This is a genomic window from Streptomyces sp. NPDC049585 (genome assembly GCF_040675615.1).
In the GTDB taxonomy this organism is placed as follows: Bacteria; Actinomycetota; Actinomycetes; order Streptomycetales; family Streptomycetaceae; genus Streptomyces; species Streptomyces luteosporeus.
Map to the genome: position 1 here is coordinate 228981 of NZ_JBFAPE010000005.1, position 15134 is coordinate 244114.

Annotated in this window: 15 protein-coding genes; 8 read left to right on the top strand and 7 right to left on the bottom strand. The window is 72.3% G+C overall.

Annotated features, from left to right (window positions below; all coding sequences use genetic code 11):
* Window positions 1-19: 19 nt before the first annotated feature.
* On the bottom strand, window positions 20-1117 hold the full coding sequence (locus AB0K17_RS08570; protein WP_365982556.1) for a DUF5937 family protein: 1098 nt from the start codon (window positions 1115-1117) through the stop codon (window positions 20-22).
* 125 nt (window positions 1118-1242) lie between these two features.
* On the opposite strand from AB0K17_RS08570, the gene AB0K17_RS08575 reads away from it, so the two are divergent.
* The 8 genes from AB0K17_RS08575 to AB0K17_RS08610 all read left to right on the top strand — a co-directional run bounded on the left by AB0K17_RS08575 (window position 1243) and on the right by AB0K17_RS08610 (window position 8308).
* Window positions 1243-1878 carry a LysE family translocator gene (locus AB0K17_RS08575; protein ID WP_365982557.1) on the top strand — a complete coding sequence of 212 codons (636 nt, stop codon included), beginning with the start codon at window positions 1243-1245 and terminating at the stop codon, window positions 1876-1878.
* A gap of 130 nt (window positions 1879-2008) precedes the next feature.
* Window positions 2009-2518, top strand: a complete 510-nt coding sequence (locus AB0K17_RS08580) for a methylated-DNA--[protein]-cysteine S-methyltransferase (RefSeq protein ID WP_365967938.1) — start codon at window positions 2009-2011, stop codon at window positions 2516-2518.
* A 4-nt stretch (window positions 2519-2522) separates the two neighbouring features.
* A complete protein-coding gene (locus AB0K17_RS08585) occupies window positions 2523-3239 on the top strand; it encodes a 2OG-Fe(II) oxygenase (protein WP_365982612.1) in 717 nt (238 codons plus the stop codon).
* A 5-nt stretch (window positions 3240-3244) separates the two neighbouring features.
* The gene (locus AB0K17_RS08590) at window positions 3245-3802 is read left to right on the top strand and encodes a hypothetical protein (RefSeq protein ID WP_365982558.1); all 558 of its coding nucleotides are present in this window, start codon (window positions 3245-3247) and stop codon (window positions 3800-3802) included.
* Between the two features lie 7 nt (window positions 3803-3809).
* Window positions 3810-4307 (top strand): HD domain-containing protein, encoded by a 498-nt coding sequence (locus AB0K17_RS08595; protein WP_365982559.1) that lies wholly within the window; start codon window positions 3810-3812, stop codon window positions 4305-4307.
* Between the two features lie 186 nt (window positions 4308-4493).
* Window positions 4494-6089, top strand: coding sequence for an FAD-binding protein (locus AB0K17_RS08600; RefSeq protein ID WP_365982560.1), 1596 nt, complete (start codon window positions 4494-4496; stop codon window positions 6087-6089).
* Between the two features lie 43 nt (window positions 6090-6132).
* Entirely contained in the window at window positions 6133-6945 is an 813-nt protein-coding gene (locus AB0K17_RS08605; RefSeq protein WP_365982561.1) for an alpha/beta hydrolase, read from the top strand.
* A gap of 19 nt (window positions 6946-6964) precedes the next feature.
* The gene (locus tag AB0K17_RS08610) at window positions 6965-8308 is read left to right on the top strand and encodes a cytochrome P450 (RefSeq protein ID WP_365982562.1); all 1344 of its coding nucleotides are present in this window, start codon (window positions 6965-6967) and stop codon (window positions 8306-8308) included.
* Window positions 8309-8866: 558 nt separating this feature from the next.
* On the opposite strand, the gene AB0K17_RS08615 is transcribed toward AB0K17_RS08610, so the two are convergent.
* The 6 genes from AB0K17_RS08615 to AB0K17_RS08640 all read right to left on the bottom strand — a co-directional run bounded on the left by AB0K17_RS08615 (window position 8867) and on the right by AB0K17_RS08640 (window position 15066).
* Complete coding sequence (locus AB0K17_RS08615) at window positions 8867-9487, bottom strand: hypothetical protein (protein WP_365967895.1); 621 nt, start codon at window positions 9485-9487, stop codon at window positions 8867-8869.
* A 252-nt stretch (window positions 9488-9739) separates the two neighbouring features.
* Window positions 9740-10159 (bottom strand): YciI family protein, encoded by a 420-nt coding sequence (locus AB0K17_RS08620; RefSeq protein WP_365967894.1) that lies wholly within the window; start codon window positions 10157-10159, stop codon window positions 9740-9742.
* 63 nt (window positions 10160-10222) lie between these two features.
* Window positions 10223-11005, bottom strand: a complete 783-nt coding sequence (locus AB0K17_RS08625) for a hypothetical protein (RefSeq protein WP_365967893.1) — start codon at window positions 11003-11005, stop codon at window positions 10223-10225.
* 26 nt (window positions 11006-11031) lie between these two features.
* Window positions 11032-11835 carry a hypothetical protein gene (locus AB0K17_RS08630; RefSeq protein ID WP_365982563.1) on the bottom strand — a complete coding sequence of 268 codons (804 nt, stop codon included), beginning with the start codon at window positions 11833-11835 and terminating at the stop codon, window positions 11032-11034.
* A gap of 217 nt (window positions 11836-12052) precedes the next feature.
* Window positions 12053-14359 carry an ABC transporter permease gene (locus tag AB0K17_RS08635; protein WP_365982564.1) on the bottom strand — a complete coding sequence of 769 codons (2307 nt, stop codon included), beginning with the start codon at window positions 14357-14359 and terminating at the stop codon, window positions 12053-12055.
* A complete protein-coding gene (locus AB0K17_RS08640) occupies window positions 14356-15066 on the bottom strand; it encodes an ABC transporter ATP-binding protein (protein ID WP_365982565.1) in 711 nt (236 codons plus the stop codon). The genes AB0K17_RS08635 and AB0K17_RS08640 overlap by 4 nt, the downstream gene beginning before the upstream one ends.
* Between the last annotated feature and the right edge of the window lie 68 nt (window positions 15067-15134).

The window sequence follows — 15134 nt, forward strand, 5'->3', positions numbered from 1 at the left end:
TGACAGCCTGTGAGTCAGATCACTGCGGGGCGGCGACGAGCGTGGTGAGCGCGGTGGCGATCTGGTCGAGGCGGGTGGGGGCGAGGGAATAGAGGACGTAGTAGCCCTCGCGCCGGGTGGTGGTGAGTCCTGCCTGGGTGAGCTGCTGGAGGTGGCGGGAGGTCACGGACGGGGACAGGCCGAGAAGGGTGGCGAGTTCCTGGGTGGTGCGGCTCTGGGCGGCGAGGTGGGTGAGGATCTGCAGGCGTGGCGCGGCGGCCAGGGCCCGCAGCGTGGTGAGGATCTCTTCCTGGCTGGCGGGGCGGGCGGCCGAGGCGGGGGCGAGGGGCAGGGCCGGGTAGGTGATCCGCAGGGGCCAGGGGGTCTCGCAGGTGAGGCGGACGTGGGGCCAGACGTAGTGGCTGGCGGTGAACGTCACGGGGCGCTCGCGGGTGACGGCGATGTCGTGCTCGTGCGGGCGGTCGAGCCGGAGTGTCCGCCGGGCCGGGTCGATGCGGATCTGCGGGACCAGCGTGCGGAGCATCGGGAACAGGCCCTGGTGGGCGATCCGGGCTCCCGCCTGGGCGATCGACTCGTAGAGGGAGGGCTCGATGCGCTCCCACTCGTCGGCGAAGGCGGCACTCCAGTAGTCCTCCAGGACCTCGAGCGTGTCGTCGAGGACGGGGACGGGGTCGGTGAGGATGCCCCTCAGGCGTGACGCCCGGTCGGGGTCGGTCCGGTGGAGTTCGGCGAGGACCGCGTCGCGGGTGGCGGGGTCCTCGACGAGGTCGCATCCGGCGTACCGGGTGGCGATGAGGAGGGTCCGGGCGAGGTCGGCGGCCAGCAGGGCGGGCGGCACCGCCCGTACGGCGGCGAGCTGGTCGGTGAAGTCCGCGTCGTGATCGCCCGCCCGGCTTTCGAAGAACGCGGGGATGTAGTCGGCCACCACGAAGCCGTGCTCGCGCATCCGCCGGCGCAGGGCGTCGGGCAGCCGGCGGCACCGCCGCACCCACGGGACGTGCAGGGCATGGTGCCCGGGGTCGGTCAGCGCGTGCCAGGAGTGGACGGCTTCGAGCAAGGGTGAGACGGAGAAGGCGATGTCCTCCTCGGCCGTCTCCGTGAAGCGCAGGGTGATCACGATTGCAGGATTTCACAATCAGTTGATCGGATCCGGCCGTGTCGATCAGGCTCAAGGGCAGACCGCGCACCGTCTTTGCGCAGGTCACCCGCTCGACGTAAGCACAGATCAGGAAGTACCGGCCCATGGTGAGCACCGAAAGCCTTCTCGCGTTCGCCGCGATGTCCCTCGTCGTCATCGTGATCCCCGGCCCGAGCGTGCTGTTCGTCGTCGGCCGCGCCCTCGCCCATGGCCGCCGTACCGCGCTCGCCACCGTTGTGGGCAACCTTCTGGGCTGCTACGCCCTCGTCCTCGCCGTCGCCCTGGGTCTGGGCAGCCTCGCCCAGAGTTCGGCCACCGTCTTCACAGTGGTGAAGCTGGCCGGCGCTGCCTATCTCGTCCATCTCGGCGTGCAGGCGTTCCGCCACCGTGATTGCCTGCGCACCGGTCTGACGGCTCAGGCGGACGAGCGACGCAGCGACCTGCGCACCGTTCTGGACGGCCTCCTCGTCGGGGCCACCAACCCCAAGGGCCTGATCTTCTTCGCCGCGGTCCTGCCGCAGTTCGTCAATCACGAGGCCGGTCGTATCCCGCTGCAAATGATGCTCCTCGGTCTGATCCCGGCCGGCATCGGCCTGATCTGCGACACGGCCTGGGGCCTGAGCGCGTCGGCCGCCCGGAGCTGGCTCGCCGGCTCCGAACGCCGTCTGTCGATGATCGGCGGCGCGGGCGGCATCGCACTGATCGGCCTCGGGCTCGCCGTCGCCACCACCCAGCACTGACGGCGCCCGGCCGGCGCCCGGCCGACGCCCCGGTCTGCGCGAAGGCGATGTCCGATTTCCGCCGGTGCCCGGTGTCGGGAGGGGGCACAGTGGACTTCGGGACACTGGAAGCACTCTGTGAAGGCCGATGATGACCATGTTGTTCACGACGATCGACAGCCCTCTGGGCGAGCTGCTGCTGGCCGGGGAGCGGGTGGCCTCGGCACCCGGCGGTACGGCGCTGGCCTCTTTGTCCGTGCCCGGGCAGAAGGGTGGTGCCTCCGTGGGGGCGGGCTGGGTGCGCGACGATGCGGCGTTCGCCGCCGTTGCGGAGCAGCTGGGCGCGTACTTCGCGGGGGAGCTGACCCGTTTCGACATCGCGTACGTGCCCTCCGGCTCGGAGTTCCGGCGGCGGGTCTGGGCGGCGTTGGACGCCATTCCGTACGGCACGACGCTCACCTACGGCGCAGTCGCGGACGCGATCGGTGCGCCGCGCAGCGCGGCCCGTTCGGTGGGTACGGCGATCGGGGCCAATCCCCTGCTGGTGGTGCGGCCCTGTCACCGGGTGATCGGCGCCAACGGGTCGCTGACGGGCTACGCCGGGGGCCTGGAGCGCAAGCAGATGCTGCTGGCGCTCGAAGGCATGACCCTCGGTGTCTGAGGCCATGCCGCCCGAGCAGGTCCGCCGGCGGGTTGCGGCCACCGACTGGGTGGGCGTCGCCGAGGAGTTGGACGCGCACGGCTGTGCCCTGACGTCCCGGCTGCTCAGCGACGCGCAGTGCCGGGAGATCGCCGGCCTGTACGAGCGGACGGAGTTGTTCCGTACGACGGTCGACATGGCCCGGCACCGCTTCGGGTCGGGGACGTACCGCTATTTCACGCATGACCTGCATCCGCTCGTCGCCGCCTTGCGCGAGGCCCTGTACCCGCCGCTGCTGGCCGTGGCCCGCGACTGGGCCGAGCGGCTCGGCCGGCCCGCGCCCTGGCCGGACGACCTCGACGCGTGGCTGGCGATGTGTCACGGGGCCGGTCAGGAGCGCTCGGCGCAGATCCTGCTGCGCTACGAGGCGGGCGACTGGAACGCCCTGCACCGTGACGTCTTCGGCGACATGGTCTTCCCCCTGCAGGTGGTCGTCGGCCTGGACGCGTACGGCACGGACTACACGGGTGGGGAGTTCCTGCTGGTCGAACAGCGCCCCCGGGCCCAGTCCCGGGGCACCACGACGGCCCTGGCGCAAGGGCACGGGCTGGTCTTCACCACGCGCGACCGGCCGGTGCGCACCAAGCGCGGCTGGTCGGCGGGGGTGGTGCGGCACGGGGTGAGCACGGTCCGCTCGGGCCGGCGCCATGCGCTGGGCCTGGTCTTCCACGACGCGTCGTGACATCGATGACTCGCCACGACGCCGGATCCGACGAGCGGGGCTCGCCCCTGGTCCGCGCGCAGGAGCACGAGGCGTACGGGCCGCTGCCGGTGCCCGCCCCGCACACCCCCGCCGAACTGGCCGCCCTGCTGGGCCTGCTGGCCGCGTCCCGTCCCCGCATCGCGAGCGTGGTGGTGGGCCACGGGCGGGACGACGTCCCGACGGCCGCCGCCGCGGCCTTCGCCGGTGCGTGGCAGGCGCGGGGCGGGCTGGTCCTGGCGACGGTCACCTGGCCGGAGTCGGCGGCTTCGTGGCTGCGTGCGGCGCGCCGGATGACGGCGCAGCTGCCGGACGCGTGGGTGGTGGCGGGCGCGCCGGCCGGTTTCGTCCAGCTCGCGCGGCGGCTGCGGCACAGCACGGACTGGGAGCCGTCGCGCACGTACGCGTTCGGGTCGCTGGGCGATGCGCGGGTCGCCGCCCTGGCCGGTCCGGGCACGCTGAACGGCCTGCGCGGTGCGCTGGCCGACGGCGGTACGTGGGAAGTGCGGGCCGGTTGGGTGACCCGCTTCCCTCCTGGGCGATGATGGGAGCATGACGACCCTCTCCGCGGTGGACCGTCTGGCCGAGCGCGCGCACGCCGGACAGGTGGACAAGGCCGGCGCCCCCTATGTCGAGCACGTGCGCGCGGTTGCGGCCGGCCTCGCGCCGTTCGGACCGGAGCTGCAGATGGCGGGGCTGCTCCACGACGTGTTGGAGGACACGGAGTGGACGGCGGACGCGTTGCGGGCGGCGGGTGTCCCGGACCGGGTGGTGGCCGTGGTGGAGGCCGTCACCGACGAGCCCGGGGTGTCCTACGAGGAGAAGATCCGGCGCATCGCCCACGACCCGGACGCCGTCCTGGTCAAGATCGCGGACAACGCGCACAACAGCCGCCCCGACCGGGCCGCCCACCTCCCGCCGGACCGGCGCGAGCGGCTCGCGGCGAAGTACGCGGGGGCCCGCGCGGTGCTGTGGCCGGCCGCCGACGCCGAGGACGTCGAGGCCATCCTGCGGATCGTCAATCCCCACCTCCTGCCCGAACTCCCTTGACCGTTCGCGGCCCGTCACCTGAAGCAGCGCGGTGACCTGCGGCGACAGCAGCCCGATCCTCCTTGGGGACCACCTCCCCTACTCCCTCGGTGGGAGATCCCTCCAGCCCCTGCGGACGATGTCCCCCCACGTGGTGTGGACCACTGTTGGGGCATGCACAGTTCTTCGACTCCGAGCCATGCGGGCATGACGCGACGCGGGGTGCTCGCGGGCACCGCGGCGTTAGGGGCGGCCGCCGTGGCGACGGCGGCCCCCGAGGCGGTGGCGGCACCGGCCGCCGTAGCGGCGTCCCCGTCCGGCCCCGCCACCGTCCGCCCGGACGACGCGCGCTATCCGTCCCTGACCCGGCGCGGGAGCAACGCCCGCTTCGTCGGCAGACCCGACTACGTGCGCGTGGCCGCCACCACCGAGCAGGTCATCCGGGCCGTCCAGCAGGCCGTGCGCGAGGGGAAGCGCATCGCCGTGCGCAGTGGCGGGCACTGCTTCGAGGGCTTCGTGGACGATCCGTCCGTGCGGGCCCTCATCGACCTCTCCCCCATGAACGCCGTCTCCTACGACGCGGCGCGGCGGGCGTTCGCGGTGGAGCCGGGTGCGCTGCTCGGTCAGGTGTACCGGCGGCTGTTCACCGAGTGGGGTGTGACCATCCCGGCGGGGGCCACCGCCGAAGTGGGGATCGGCGGTCATGTGCTCGGGGGCGGCTACGGTGCCCTCTCGCGCCGGTACGGACTGTCGGTCGACCATCTGTACGCGGTCGAGGTCGTGGTCGTGGACGCCTCGGGCAAGGCGTCGAGCGTCGTGGCCACCCGGGAGTCCACCGGTGCGCTGGGCGACCTGTGGTGGGCGCACACCGGTGGCGGGGGCGGCAACTTCGGTGTCGTGACCCGGTACTGGTTCCGCGACCCGGCGGCCACCGGGTCGGATCCCGCCCGCCTGCTGCCCCGGCCCCCGGCGTCCGTGCTGAGCTTCTCCGCCTCCTGGTCGTGGAAGGACCTGGACGCGCGCTCCTTCGCCCGGCTCGTGCGCAACCACGGCAGCTGGCACGAGAACAACAGTGCGGCCGACTCGCCCTATGCGGGGCTGTTCAGCGTGCTGATGATCAACAGCCGCAAGGCCGGCACCGTCGACCTGGTGGGCCAGTCGGACGCGACCGGCTCCGGCGCCCGGCGGCTCCTGGACGACTACCTCGCCGCGGTCGGCCGGGGGGTGGGGGCGCAGCCCACGGTGGGCCAGCGCGAGCAGCCCTGGCTGCAGGCGAACGCGAACGTCTCGGAGAGCGCGCCTGCGTCCTTCAAGGCCAAGGCGGGCTACCTGCGCAAACGCTTCACGGACCGCCAGATCGACGTCCTGCACGAGCACCTGACGAGTGCGGCGGGCGACAAACTGTACGGCTCGGTGTGGCTCGTCTCCTACGGCGGCAAGGTCAACACCGTCCCGGTCGAGGCGACGGCCGTCGCCCAGCGGGACTCCGTCCTCAAGGCGGTCTACCTCACCGGTTGGGACAGCTCACCGCAGGACAGCGAGCCCTGCCTGAGGTGGGTGCGCGAGCTGTACCGGGAGGTGTACGCCGACAGCGGCGGCGTCCCCGTACCCGGCTCGGTCAGCGACGGGTCCTTCGTCAACTACCCCGACACCGACCTCGCCGACCCCGCCCTCAACACCTCCGGGACGCCGTGGCAGACCCTCTACTACAAGGGCCACTACGCCCGCCTGCAGCGCGTCAAGGCGCACTGGGACCCGCGCGACGAGTTCCGCCACGCCCTGTCCGTCCGCCCGCCCCGCTGAGGCCATTGCCCCCACCCCTGTTCGCCCGACACCCTGGACTGTCATGAAGACAGCTGTGCTGCCCGTGCCGGGCGCCGAGATCGCGTACACGGTCCGCGGATCCGGTCCGCCCCTGCTGCTCGTCAACGGCGGTGACGGCGACGCGGCCATGTACGCGCCGCTGGCCCGCCTGCTCGCCGAGGTCTGCACCGTCGTCACCTACGATCCGCGCGGCAACTCCCACAGCCGCCTGACCGGGCCGCCCGAGGCGCAGTGGATCGAGCAGCACGCCCAGGACGCCCGCCTGCTGCTCGACGAGGTGGCCGCCGGCGAACCGGCGTACGTGCTGGGCACCAGCTACGGCGCCATGGTCGGCATGGACCTGCTGACCCGGCACCCGGACCGGGTGCGGGCCCTGGTGGCCCACGAGCCGTTCGTGATCGACCTGTTGCCCGACGCCGACCGCTGGCACGGGTTCTTCCAGGAGGTGTACGAGCAGTACCGGCGCGAGGGCATCGAGGCGGCGCTGAGCAGGTTCGCCGCGGCGGTCGGCGTGGAGGGGCCCCCGGAGCCCGCCGAGCATCTCCCGGAGCCCGTCCGGGAGATGCTGGCGCGCATCCACGCCAACGCGGAGACGGCCCTGGCGTACGAGCTGCGCTCCTTCGTCCGCTTCCGGCCGGACGTCGAGGCGCTGCGGGCGGCGCCGCTGACCCTGGTGGTCGGCGGCGAGGGACCGCGCACGCTCCTGCACCGGACGACCGAGGCCCTGGCCCTGCACGTCGGGGCCGGGATCACCGACTTCCCGGGCGGGCACGTGGGGTACCTGACGCACCCGGCGGACTTTGCCGCGGCACTGCGCGGGGTGTTCGGCGTCTGAGGCAGTGAGGAGAGCAGTCATGGAGGACATTCCCGGCCCCGCGCCCCGTGCGGACGGCGGTGCCGGGGCCGTCGCGGCGGCGGGCGGGCTGCACGCGTACCAGTTGCACCTGCACGCCGCGTACGGGCCCCTCGTACGGTTCCAGCTGCCGGGCGCGCAGCGGGCCGTCTCGGTGGCCGATCCGGTGCTGCTGGAGGCGACGGCGCACCTCGACAAGCGGCCGGAGCGGCTCTTCGCGTTCCTGGAGCCGTTCTTCGAGGCGGGCAACCTGCAGGTGCTGCCGGCCGCGGAGCACACCCCGTGGCGGCGTGTGCTGCTGTCGGTGCTGGCCGGACGCCCGTCCCACGAACGGCACTTCGCCCGCTTCACCGAGCTGGCGACCGAACTGGCCGACCACTGGGAGCAGCAGGGCGGCACCGGGCGGCCCGTCGCCCTGCAGAAGGACCTCACCACGCTGTCCCTGCGGATGATCGGCGTGTACGCGCTGGGGGGCGAGGCCGGGGATCCGCAGGCGGCCGTCGCCGCGTTCGAGGAGGTGCTCACCGAGTACCTGGGCCGGCTCTACCGGGTGCCGGCGCCGGGCGGGCAGGGCGGTCCGGGCGATCAGGAGCATGCCGTGCGGGCGCGGGAGGCGCTCGCCCTCCTGCGGGCGATGGTCGACCGGGTGGTCGCAGCACACCGCTCCGGCGGCCGCACCGACCGCAGCGACCTGATCGGCGCGCTCGTCGAGGCCGGTGAGCGGCCCGTGCGGATCCGCGACACGGTGATGATGACGATGCTGGCCGCCCACCACACGACGGGGGTGGCCGTCTCGTGGACCCTGCACCTGCTGGGACGCCACCCCGAGGTGGCCGAACGCGTCACCGCCGAGCTCGACCGCGTCCTCGGCGACCGGGCGGCACCCGCGTACGCCGACCTGCGACGGCTGCCGTACCTGGAGATGGTCCTCAAGGAGGCGATGCGGCTCTTCCCGCCCGGCCCGTACGGCGCACGCGAGACGACCGCGCCGCTGCGGCTGGGTGCGCACGAGATCCCGGCCGGGACGACGGTCTTCTACCCGTTCTGGGCCCTGCACATGAACCCGGCGTACTGGCCGGACCCGGAAGGGTTCCTGCCGGAGCGGTTCGCGCCGGACGAGGTGGCCCGGCGGCCACGGCTGGCGTACGTCCCCTTCGGCCTGGGACCGCGCAGCTGCGAGGGCGCCGCCCTGGCCATGGCGGAGGCGGAACTCGTCCTGGCCGTCCTGCTCAAGCGCCTGCGCCTGCAGCCCGTGCCGGGCCACGAGGTCACGCCGGTCGAGCGGTTCGTCCTGTGGGCGGCCGACGACATCCGCATGACCGTCGGCCCGCGGACGCCGGCGTAGCGCCCGGGTGCCGCCAGGCGCCCGGGCGTTCCGTTCCCGCGTTCCGGGCAGCCCATGTCTCCCCTGGTCAACACCTGTTTTCGCGTTCCGGCGTCCCGGATTGCCCGGCGTTTGTGGCGGCCGGTAGGGACGGCCCCGCAAGCTCGGGCCGTCCCTACCGGACACCGTCATCAAGGAGCAGGTTTCTTGACCACTCACCTTCACCGTGGCGCCGGCCCGCGGGCGGTCCTGGCGTTATGGGCGGCCCTGTGCGGGATCATCGGCGCCACCTTGCTCGGTACGACCCCGGCATACGCGGCGCCGGGGCCAGCGGCAGCAGCCGACCAGCGCCATGCGAAGGGCGCCGGCGACCGCGCCGCCGGCCGGCTCGCCGCCACGCTCTCCTGGACGACCACCTACAACGACCCGTGGTACGTCGACAAACTGCTGGGCGACGCCCGCGTGGACGGCATCATCGCGGGCTACGGGGCCTTCACCGGCCGGCGGCCCGGAGGCCCGTACGCCCCCGGGCCGCCGGCCGGGTTCCGGTGGACGGCCCGGGGGCAGCCCGTGGCCGTTTCAGCCTTTGCGGAAGTAGTAGTCGACGTGCCCCGTCCCGCCGTTGACCACGAACTTGCTGTACGGGTACCGCTCACCGACGCAGCCGTAGTGGATGACGCAGTTCTCCACCACGCCCGTGTAGGCGGACGAGTACCACTGCGTGTCCTGGCCTGTTTCGTCGTTCTGCTGGGGGGCGCGCAGGTAGAAGTTCGTGTCCCGGTTGGTGACGTACTGGCGTCGCGAGACACGGTGCACGCCCTTGGCGCCCTTGGGGCAGATGTATATCTCGTGGTGCCAGTCGAACGCCTTGGCGCCCAGGAGCGTGGAATAGGCGATGTAGCGGTTGTACGTCTTGCAGGTGATGCCCCGCAGGGTGACCGGGCGCACGGTTTCGGACACCCTGGCGGAGGCGGGGTCGAGGATCTGCGCGGCGACCTCGGGGTGCTTGCGCAGGACGGCACGGTCCGCGGGCGTCAGGTCGTGGGTCGCCTTCATCGTGTCGAGGGTCGCGACGACCTCGGCGGACAGAGCGCCCCCGCTCGCCCCCGCCGTGCTCGCGTGACCCTCGGGTGCGGTGACCCCCGTCAGCGCGATGGCGCCGGCCACCGCGGTCAGCGACACCGCTTTCCAATTCCGCATGTTCCCGTTTCCCTTCGTGTCGGCTCGACGTGTCCGCTGTCGGCAGGACACGACGCAGCCTCCGGGGATGTCGGGCACAAGGCAACGGCTTGCGGCTGTCCCGGACAGGCGCGCCTGTCCGGCCTGGTCAACGCGGCGCCCGGACAGGTCGCCGGACGGGTCCGGAGCGCCCGTGACGACGCTGCACCGGCTGGGCCGCGTCCGGCGGATCTTCCTTACGCGGCCACCACGGCGCCCCGAGCAGGGCCTCGTTCATCGATGAGGGCACTCGGTGGTGCTGGGCTCCGCGGCCAGGAACGGGCGTACCTCCAGCCACTCGTGGATCGGCTTCCCGCCCGCCCCGGGAGCGGCGGAGAGTTCCCCGGCCAGCTCGATGGCGCGCTCGTAGGTGTCGACGTCGATCACCATCCAGCCGGCGATGAGGTCCTTGGTCTCGGCGAACGGCCCGTCGGTGACCGGCGGGCGCCCCTCACCGTCGTAGCGGACCCACATCCCTTCGGGGGCGAGCGCCTGCCCGTCGACGAACTCGCCGGTCTTCTCCAGCCGGGCCGCGAAGTCGTGCATGTACTGCACGTGGGCCGAGATCTCCTCGGGCGTCCACTGGTCCATCGGTACGTCGTTGACCGCTGCCGGAGCGCCGCGGTAGTGCTTGAGCAGCAAGTACTTGGCCATGATGGTTCTCCTGGGTGCTGGTGCGACCCATTGTGGTCGCGTTCACCCCGGGGACGGAGCCGGTCACGGGTTCTCGACATCGCCGTCCGAGTTTTTTCGGACCCGGCGTCCTTTCCGCGCGTACGCCCGGCTTCCGGCCTCCTGCTCGCACCGACCGTAGGCAACCGGGACACCAAGCGACCGGACCAGATCGTTCTGGCGCCGCTGGTAGGCCACCAGCAGGCAGGCGTAGAGGACGGCCGCGCCCATCCAGCAGCCGTACGACACCGCGACGGAATCGGACCACGCGAGCACCCAGGTGAAGACGACCAGCACGGGGCACGACGCGGCGGCGAGAAGCCGGTGCTGCCGGCCTGCCGGGCCGGCGATCCGCCAGAGCCGGAAGCACACGACCAGCGGAGTCAACAGGACCGATGCGAAGGCGAGCGCCGTGAGGCAGGGGTGGCCGCGCCGGGGTTCGTCCTGCGGCGCGGCCGCCGCCCTGCGCAGTCTGTCGTCGGTCAGCACGAGGCGGTAGAACGCGATGGCCCCCGCCAGCGGAAAGACGAGCCAAACGAGCGGGGCCAGGGCGAGCGGCCAGGCCGCCGCCTCGCTCAGCGGCCTCTTCTCGATGTAGGCGCCACCGGCAACGGCGACCGACGGTGGTTCGTCGGTGGCCTCCTTGCGCCCCCGGCGGGCGGACTTCAGCCAGTGGAACCGCAGGGCGAAGACGGACAAGAACCACACGACGAAGGACAGGTCAATGGCCAGGGAATCCAGAGGGGATTCATCCGGGCTCGGACGGTGTCCGGCCAGGGAGGAGAGATCGGCGATGATGGCAGGCTGCAACAACAGCGCCAGCGCCACCAGGCAGGCGGCGGGGAAGGCAAGGATCAGGACGTCCCGGAGCGCTCGGGAGGGCGGTTGCCCTTGCCGACCGAAGCGAACACCAGGCGCTCCTGCGCGTAGGCCCCCACCGACTTGTTGACGAACCAGCTGGCGGCGCAGTCGCGGTACGTCAGCTCGGTCTGATCCGCCAGGCAGAGCAGCTGACGCTTGAGGCGGAACGCCGAGGCGAAGGGCCGGGTCGTCACGAAACCCGTGATGAAGTACGTCAGTACCAGCACGCCCAACCCGGCGATCCCCAGCGTGAACGCGTCGCTGATCTGCCGGGGCAGGTCCCCGCCGCCACCCCCTGTGAGCAGGCTGATGGATTCCTTGCTGATGCCCTGGAAGGACGCGCGTACCCGGGGCGACGCCCTGGTCAGCTCACTGCCCGCGAGATGGACGACGTTGACGAGGTTGATCAGGACCGAGCCGAGGATCAGCGCCGGCACGAAGAAACTGATCACCGTCAGCACCGGATGGATGTCCGGCAACGACCGCCGGTACGCCGCGATCGCAGCCCGCGCCCGCGCCTCGTCCGGGGACAGCTCCTCCAGCGCCTCGCGCAGGTTGCAGTGGCGTTCGAGCGCCTTGAGCGACCGCTCGACGTGGCGGACGACGAGCATGCGCGTGCCGAGCGTCACCCGGGGAAGGCGGCTGACCGGGCGCAGCAGCCGCCAGCGCGACGGGCGGCAGGACACGGGCGCGAGAAGCAGGGGCAGGCAGGCCGCGTCCTCCATGGCCCGCTCGTACATCTGGAGCAGCCGGGCCACGTCCTGGGCGAAATCTGCGGGCTCCGTACGCTCTTGCACCGCTGTTCCTTCAAGACCTTCGGGCCGGGGCCGGGGCCGGGTCTGGACCGCGGCCGGTGGAGGCCGCCATCCATCGATCATGCGTCCGCCCCGGCCACCCCGCCGCACGGCACGCCGCACCTCGCCCGTTCGGACCGCGCACGGCCGCTCACGCGCGGTCGGGTCGCGACCGACGCCTCGCCGGCGCCGAGGCGTGCGCCGGCGATTGCCGGACGGCCTACTCGTTGTGCAGCACCTTGGCGATCGTCAGCCGCGCCGCCGAGCGGGCCGGGATCAGCGCGCCGAGGACGGCGATCGCGACCCCCGCCAGGGCCAGTGGGACCAGCTCCGGCGCGTGCCAGACGTCCTTCATGGACTCCGGGAACGCGACCACTCCCACGTGGTCCACGAGCAGCCGGTGCGCGGCGATACCGAGGGGTATCCCCAGCAGCCCGCCGACCGCGCCCAGCCCCGCCACGGACGTCACGGTCATCACCGTGACCTGGCGCGGCGTCATGCCGATCGACTTGAGCATGCCCAGGTCGCGGCGGCGTTCCCGGGTGTTCAGCAGAACCGTGTTGAACACGCCCAGGGCCGCGACGACGGTCAGCAGCACGGTGAACACCGCCGAGAAGCCGACGACGGTCGTGGTGGTGGTGTTGGTCGCGTCGCCGGGCAGCACATACAGGCCCGGGTCGGAGGCCTTGACCGCTCTGCCGTACGCCTCGGCGTCGGCGCCGTCGGCGAGTTCGACCGTGTACTCGATGGCCCGCAGGTCCGGGTCGAGCTCGGCCAGGGTCTCCCAGGTGGATTCCACGGCCCGGGCGTGGCCTTCGACGAGTTCGCCGACGAGGGTGACGCGCGCCTGCCTGCCGTTCAGATACAGGGTGATCCGGTCGCCGACCGCAAGCCCGTGCTGGTTCAGGAACGCCGGCGCGGCGGCTGCTTCGCCCGGTCCGTGCGGCCAGTGTCCCTTGACGATCTCGGAGTCGTACATCTCGGTGTCCCCGCGGTAGAAGTCCGCGAAGGCGGTCTGCGTGTACCCGGCCAGGCGCACCGTGGTGAGGGCGCGGGCGGTCACCAGGTCCGCCCCGGGAAGGGACCGCAGCCGTGCCTCGATCTGACGATCACTCAGTTTCGGGGCCTGCTGGCCGAGCCCGGGCCTGCCCGCCTCCACGTTCACCCGGGTGGCGCCGTTGCCCTGGCCGTGTTTCCCGAACGCGACCATGGTGCTGGTCAGGCCGGTCGTGAGCGTCACGGTCGTGACGCCGAGGACGATGGCCGCCAGGGTCATCAGGGTGCGGCCCGGGCGGGCGAAGGGCTGGCCCAGGCCCAGGCTCACGGCGCGCGGCAGCCGGGTGCCGCCGAGCCCCCGCTGGATGCGCAGCCCGCGCCCGGTCCGCGGTGCGTTGCCCGCGCTGATCGCCCGGGCCGCGGAGAGCCGGTGCGCGCGGAGCGCGGGGGCCAGCGCGGCGAGAACGACGAGGGCGGGCATGCCCAGCAGACAGACGGCGTACACCCAGGGACCGACGCCGATGGAGGCGCTGCCGGTCTCGATTCCGCTGAAGGCGTCCCGCAGGATGGGACGCGACAGCACGTCGCCGACCAGGGTGCCGACGACACAGCCGGCGACCGCGGGTACGGAGACCATCGTGAGGTGGATCGTGACCACCTGGTTCGGCGTGAAGCCCAGCGCCTTGAGCACCCCGATGTGCCGGTACCCGGAGACGACCACCCCGCTGACCACGTTCCCGACGATCAGGGCGGAGACCAGCAGGCCGAGGACGCCGAAGACCGTCATGAACGGGAGGTAGGTATCGGCCACCGCGGAGAAGGCCCGCTTGAGCGTGAGGTAGGACTGTGTGGTGGTCAGCGAGCCGGGGGGCAGCCCTGCGGTGACCTCCGACAGACCGTCGCGGATCTGCCGGTCGGTGGAGGACTTCGTGAAGCGGTAGAGCATCTGGACGGAGGACGGGTTCAGCGCGGCCATCTGTTCGGGTGCGACCCAGGCGCCGGCGGACTTGCTCATGCTGGTGGCGAAGCCGACGACGGTGAAGGCCGGGGCACCGCGCACCGTGAGCTTCGTACCCAGCTTGTCCGGCCCCGGGGTGCCGTTGCCGGGCCAGTCGACGACGATCTCACCGGGCCCGGTGGCCCAGCGGCCCTCCAGCAGACGGATGCGGTCCACGGTGCCCGCCGGATCGGAGCGCCCCACAACCGTCAGGGGGCCGGACGGGACCCACAGCCACTGTGCGGGTACGTCGACGGTGGCCTGGGGATACGGCCCCGCGGCGGCCTGGACACCCGGCCGTCCGGCGGTGCGCGCCAGCTGGGTGTCCGAGACCCTGGTCCGGTCGAAGGCCGCCACCGCATGGGCGCCGTGCTGCCGGCCGAAGGCCCGGTCGAAGGGGGCCGAGGCGGCGCTCAGCAGGGCCAGCGCGAGCAGGACGGTCGTGGTGGAGCACAGCACGACAAGTCCTATGACAGCCGTCTGGACCTTGCGGCGCTTCACGGTCGCGCGCGCGGCCGACCAGACGGCGCTCATGCGGTCGGCTCCAGCACGCTCTCGCGGGCCACCCGGCCGTCGGCCACCTCGATCAGACGGCTGGCGCAGCGGGTGGCCAGATGCGGGTCATGGGTGACGATCAAAAGGGTCTGGCCGATCTGGTTGAGGTCGATGAGCAGGTCCATCACCTGCTCGCCCGAGCGGCTGTCCAGGGCACCGGTCGGTTCGTCGGCCAGCAGCAGGGCCGGACGGTTCATCAGTGCCCTGGCCACCGCGACCCGCTGGCGCTCCCCGCCGCTCAGCGCGGCCGGATAGGTGTCCTTGCGGTCGGCGATGCCGAGTTCGTCGAGGAGTTCCAGCGCACGACGGCGCGCCTGCCGGGCCGAGGTCCCGGTCAGCTGGGCGGCCAGCGCCACGTTGTCCAGTGCCGGAAGGTCGTCGATGAGGTTGAAGAACTGGAAGATCATGCCGATGTGCCGCCGCCGGAACAGGGCCAGCCCGGTCTCGTTCAGCGTGCCGAGGTCCTGGCCGTGGACCTCGACGGTGCCGGATGTGGGCCGGTCCAGGCCCGCAACCATGTTGAGCAGGGTGGACTTGCCGCAGCCGGAGGGCCCCATCACGGCGACCGCGTCCCCCGCGCGGATCTCCAGGGACATGCCGTCCAGGGCCTTGGCGTCGCCGTATTCCTTGTGCACACCGTCCAGCCGCACGACGACCTGCTGTGAACTGCCGGGATCATGAGTCATGGCACGAACCTAGGATCGGTGGGACGGGGCGGCGTCCCACCCCGGATGTAACCGTACGGGCCCGTCAT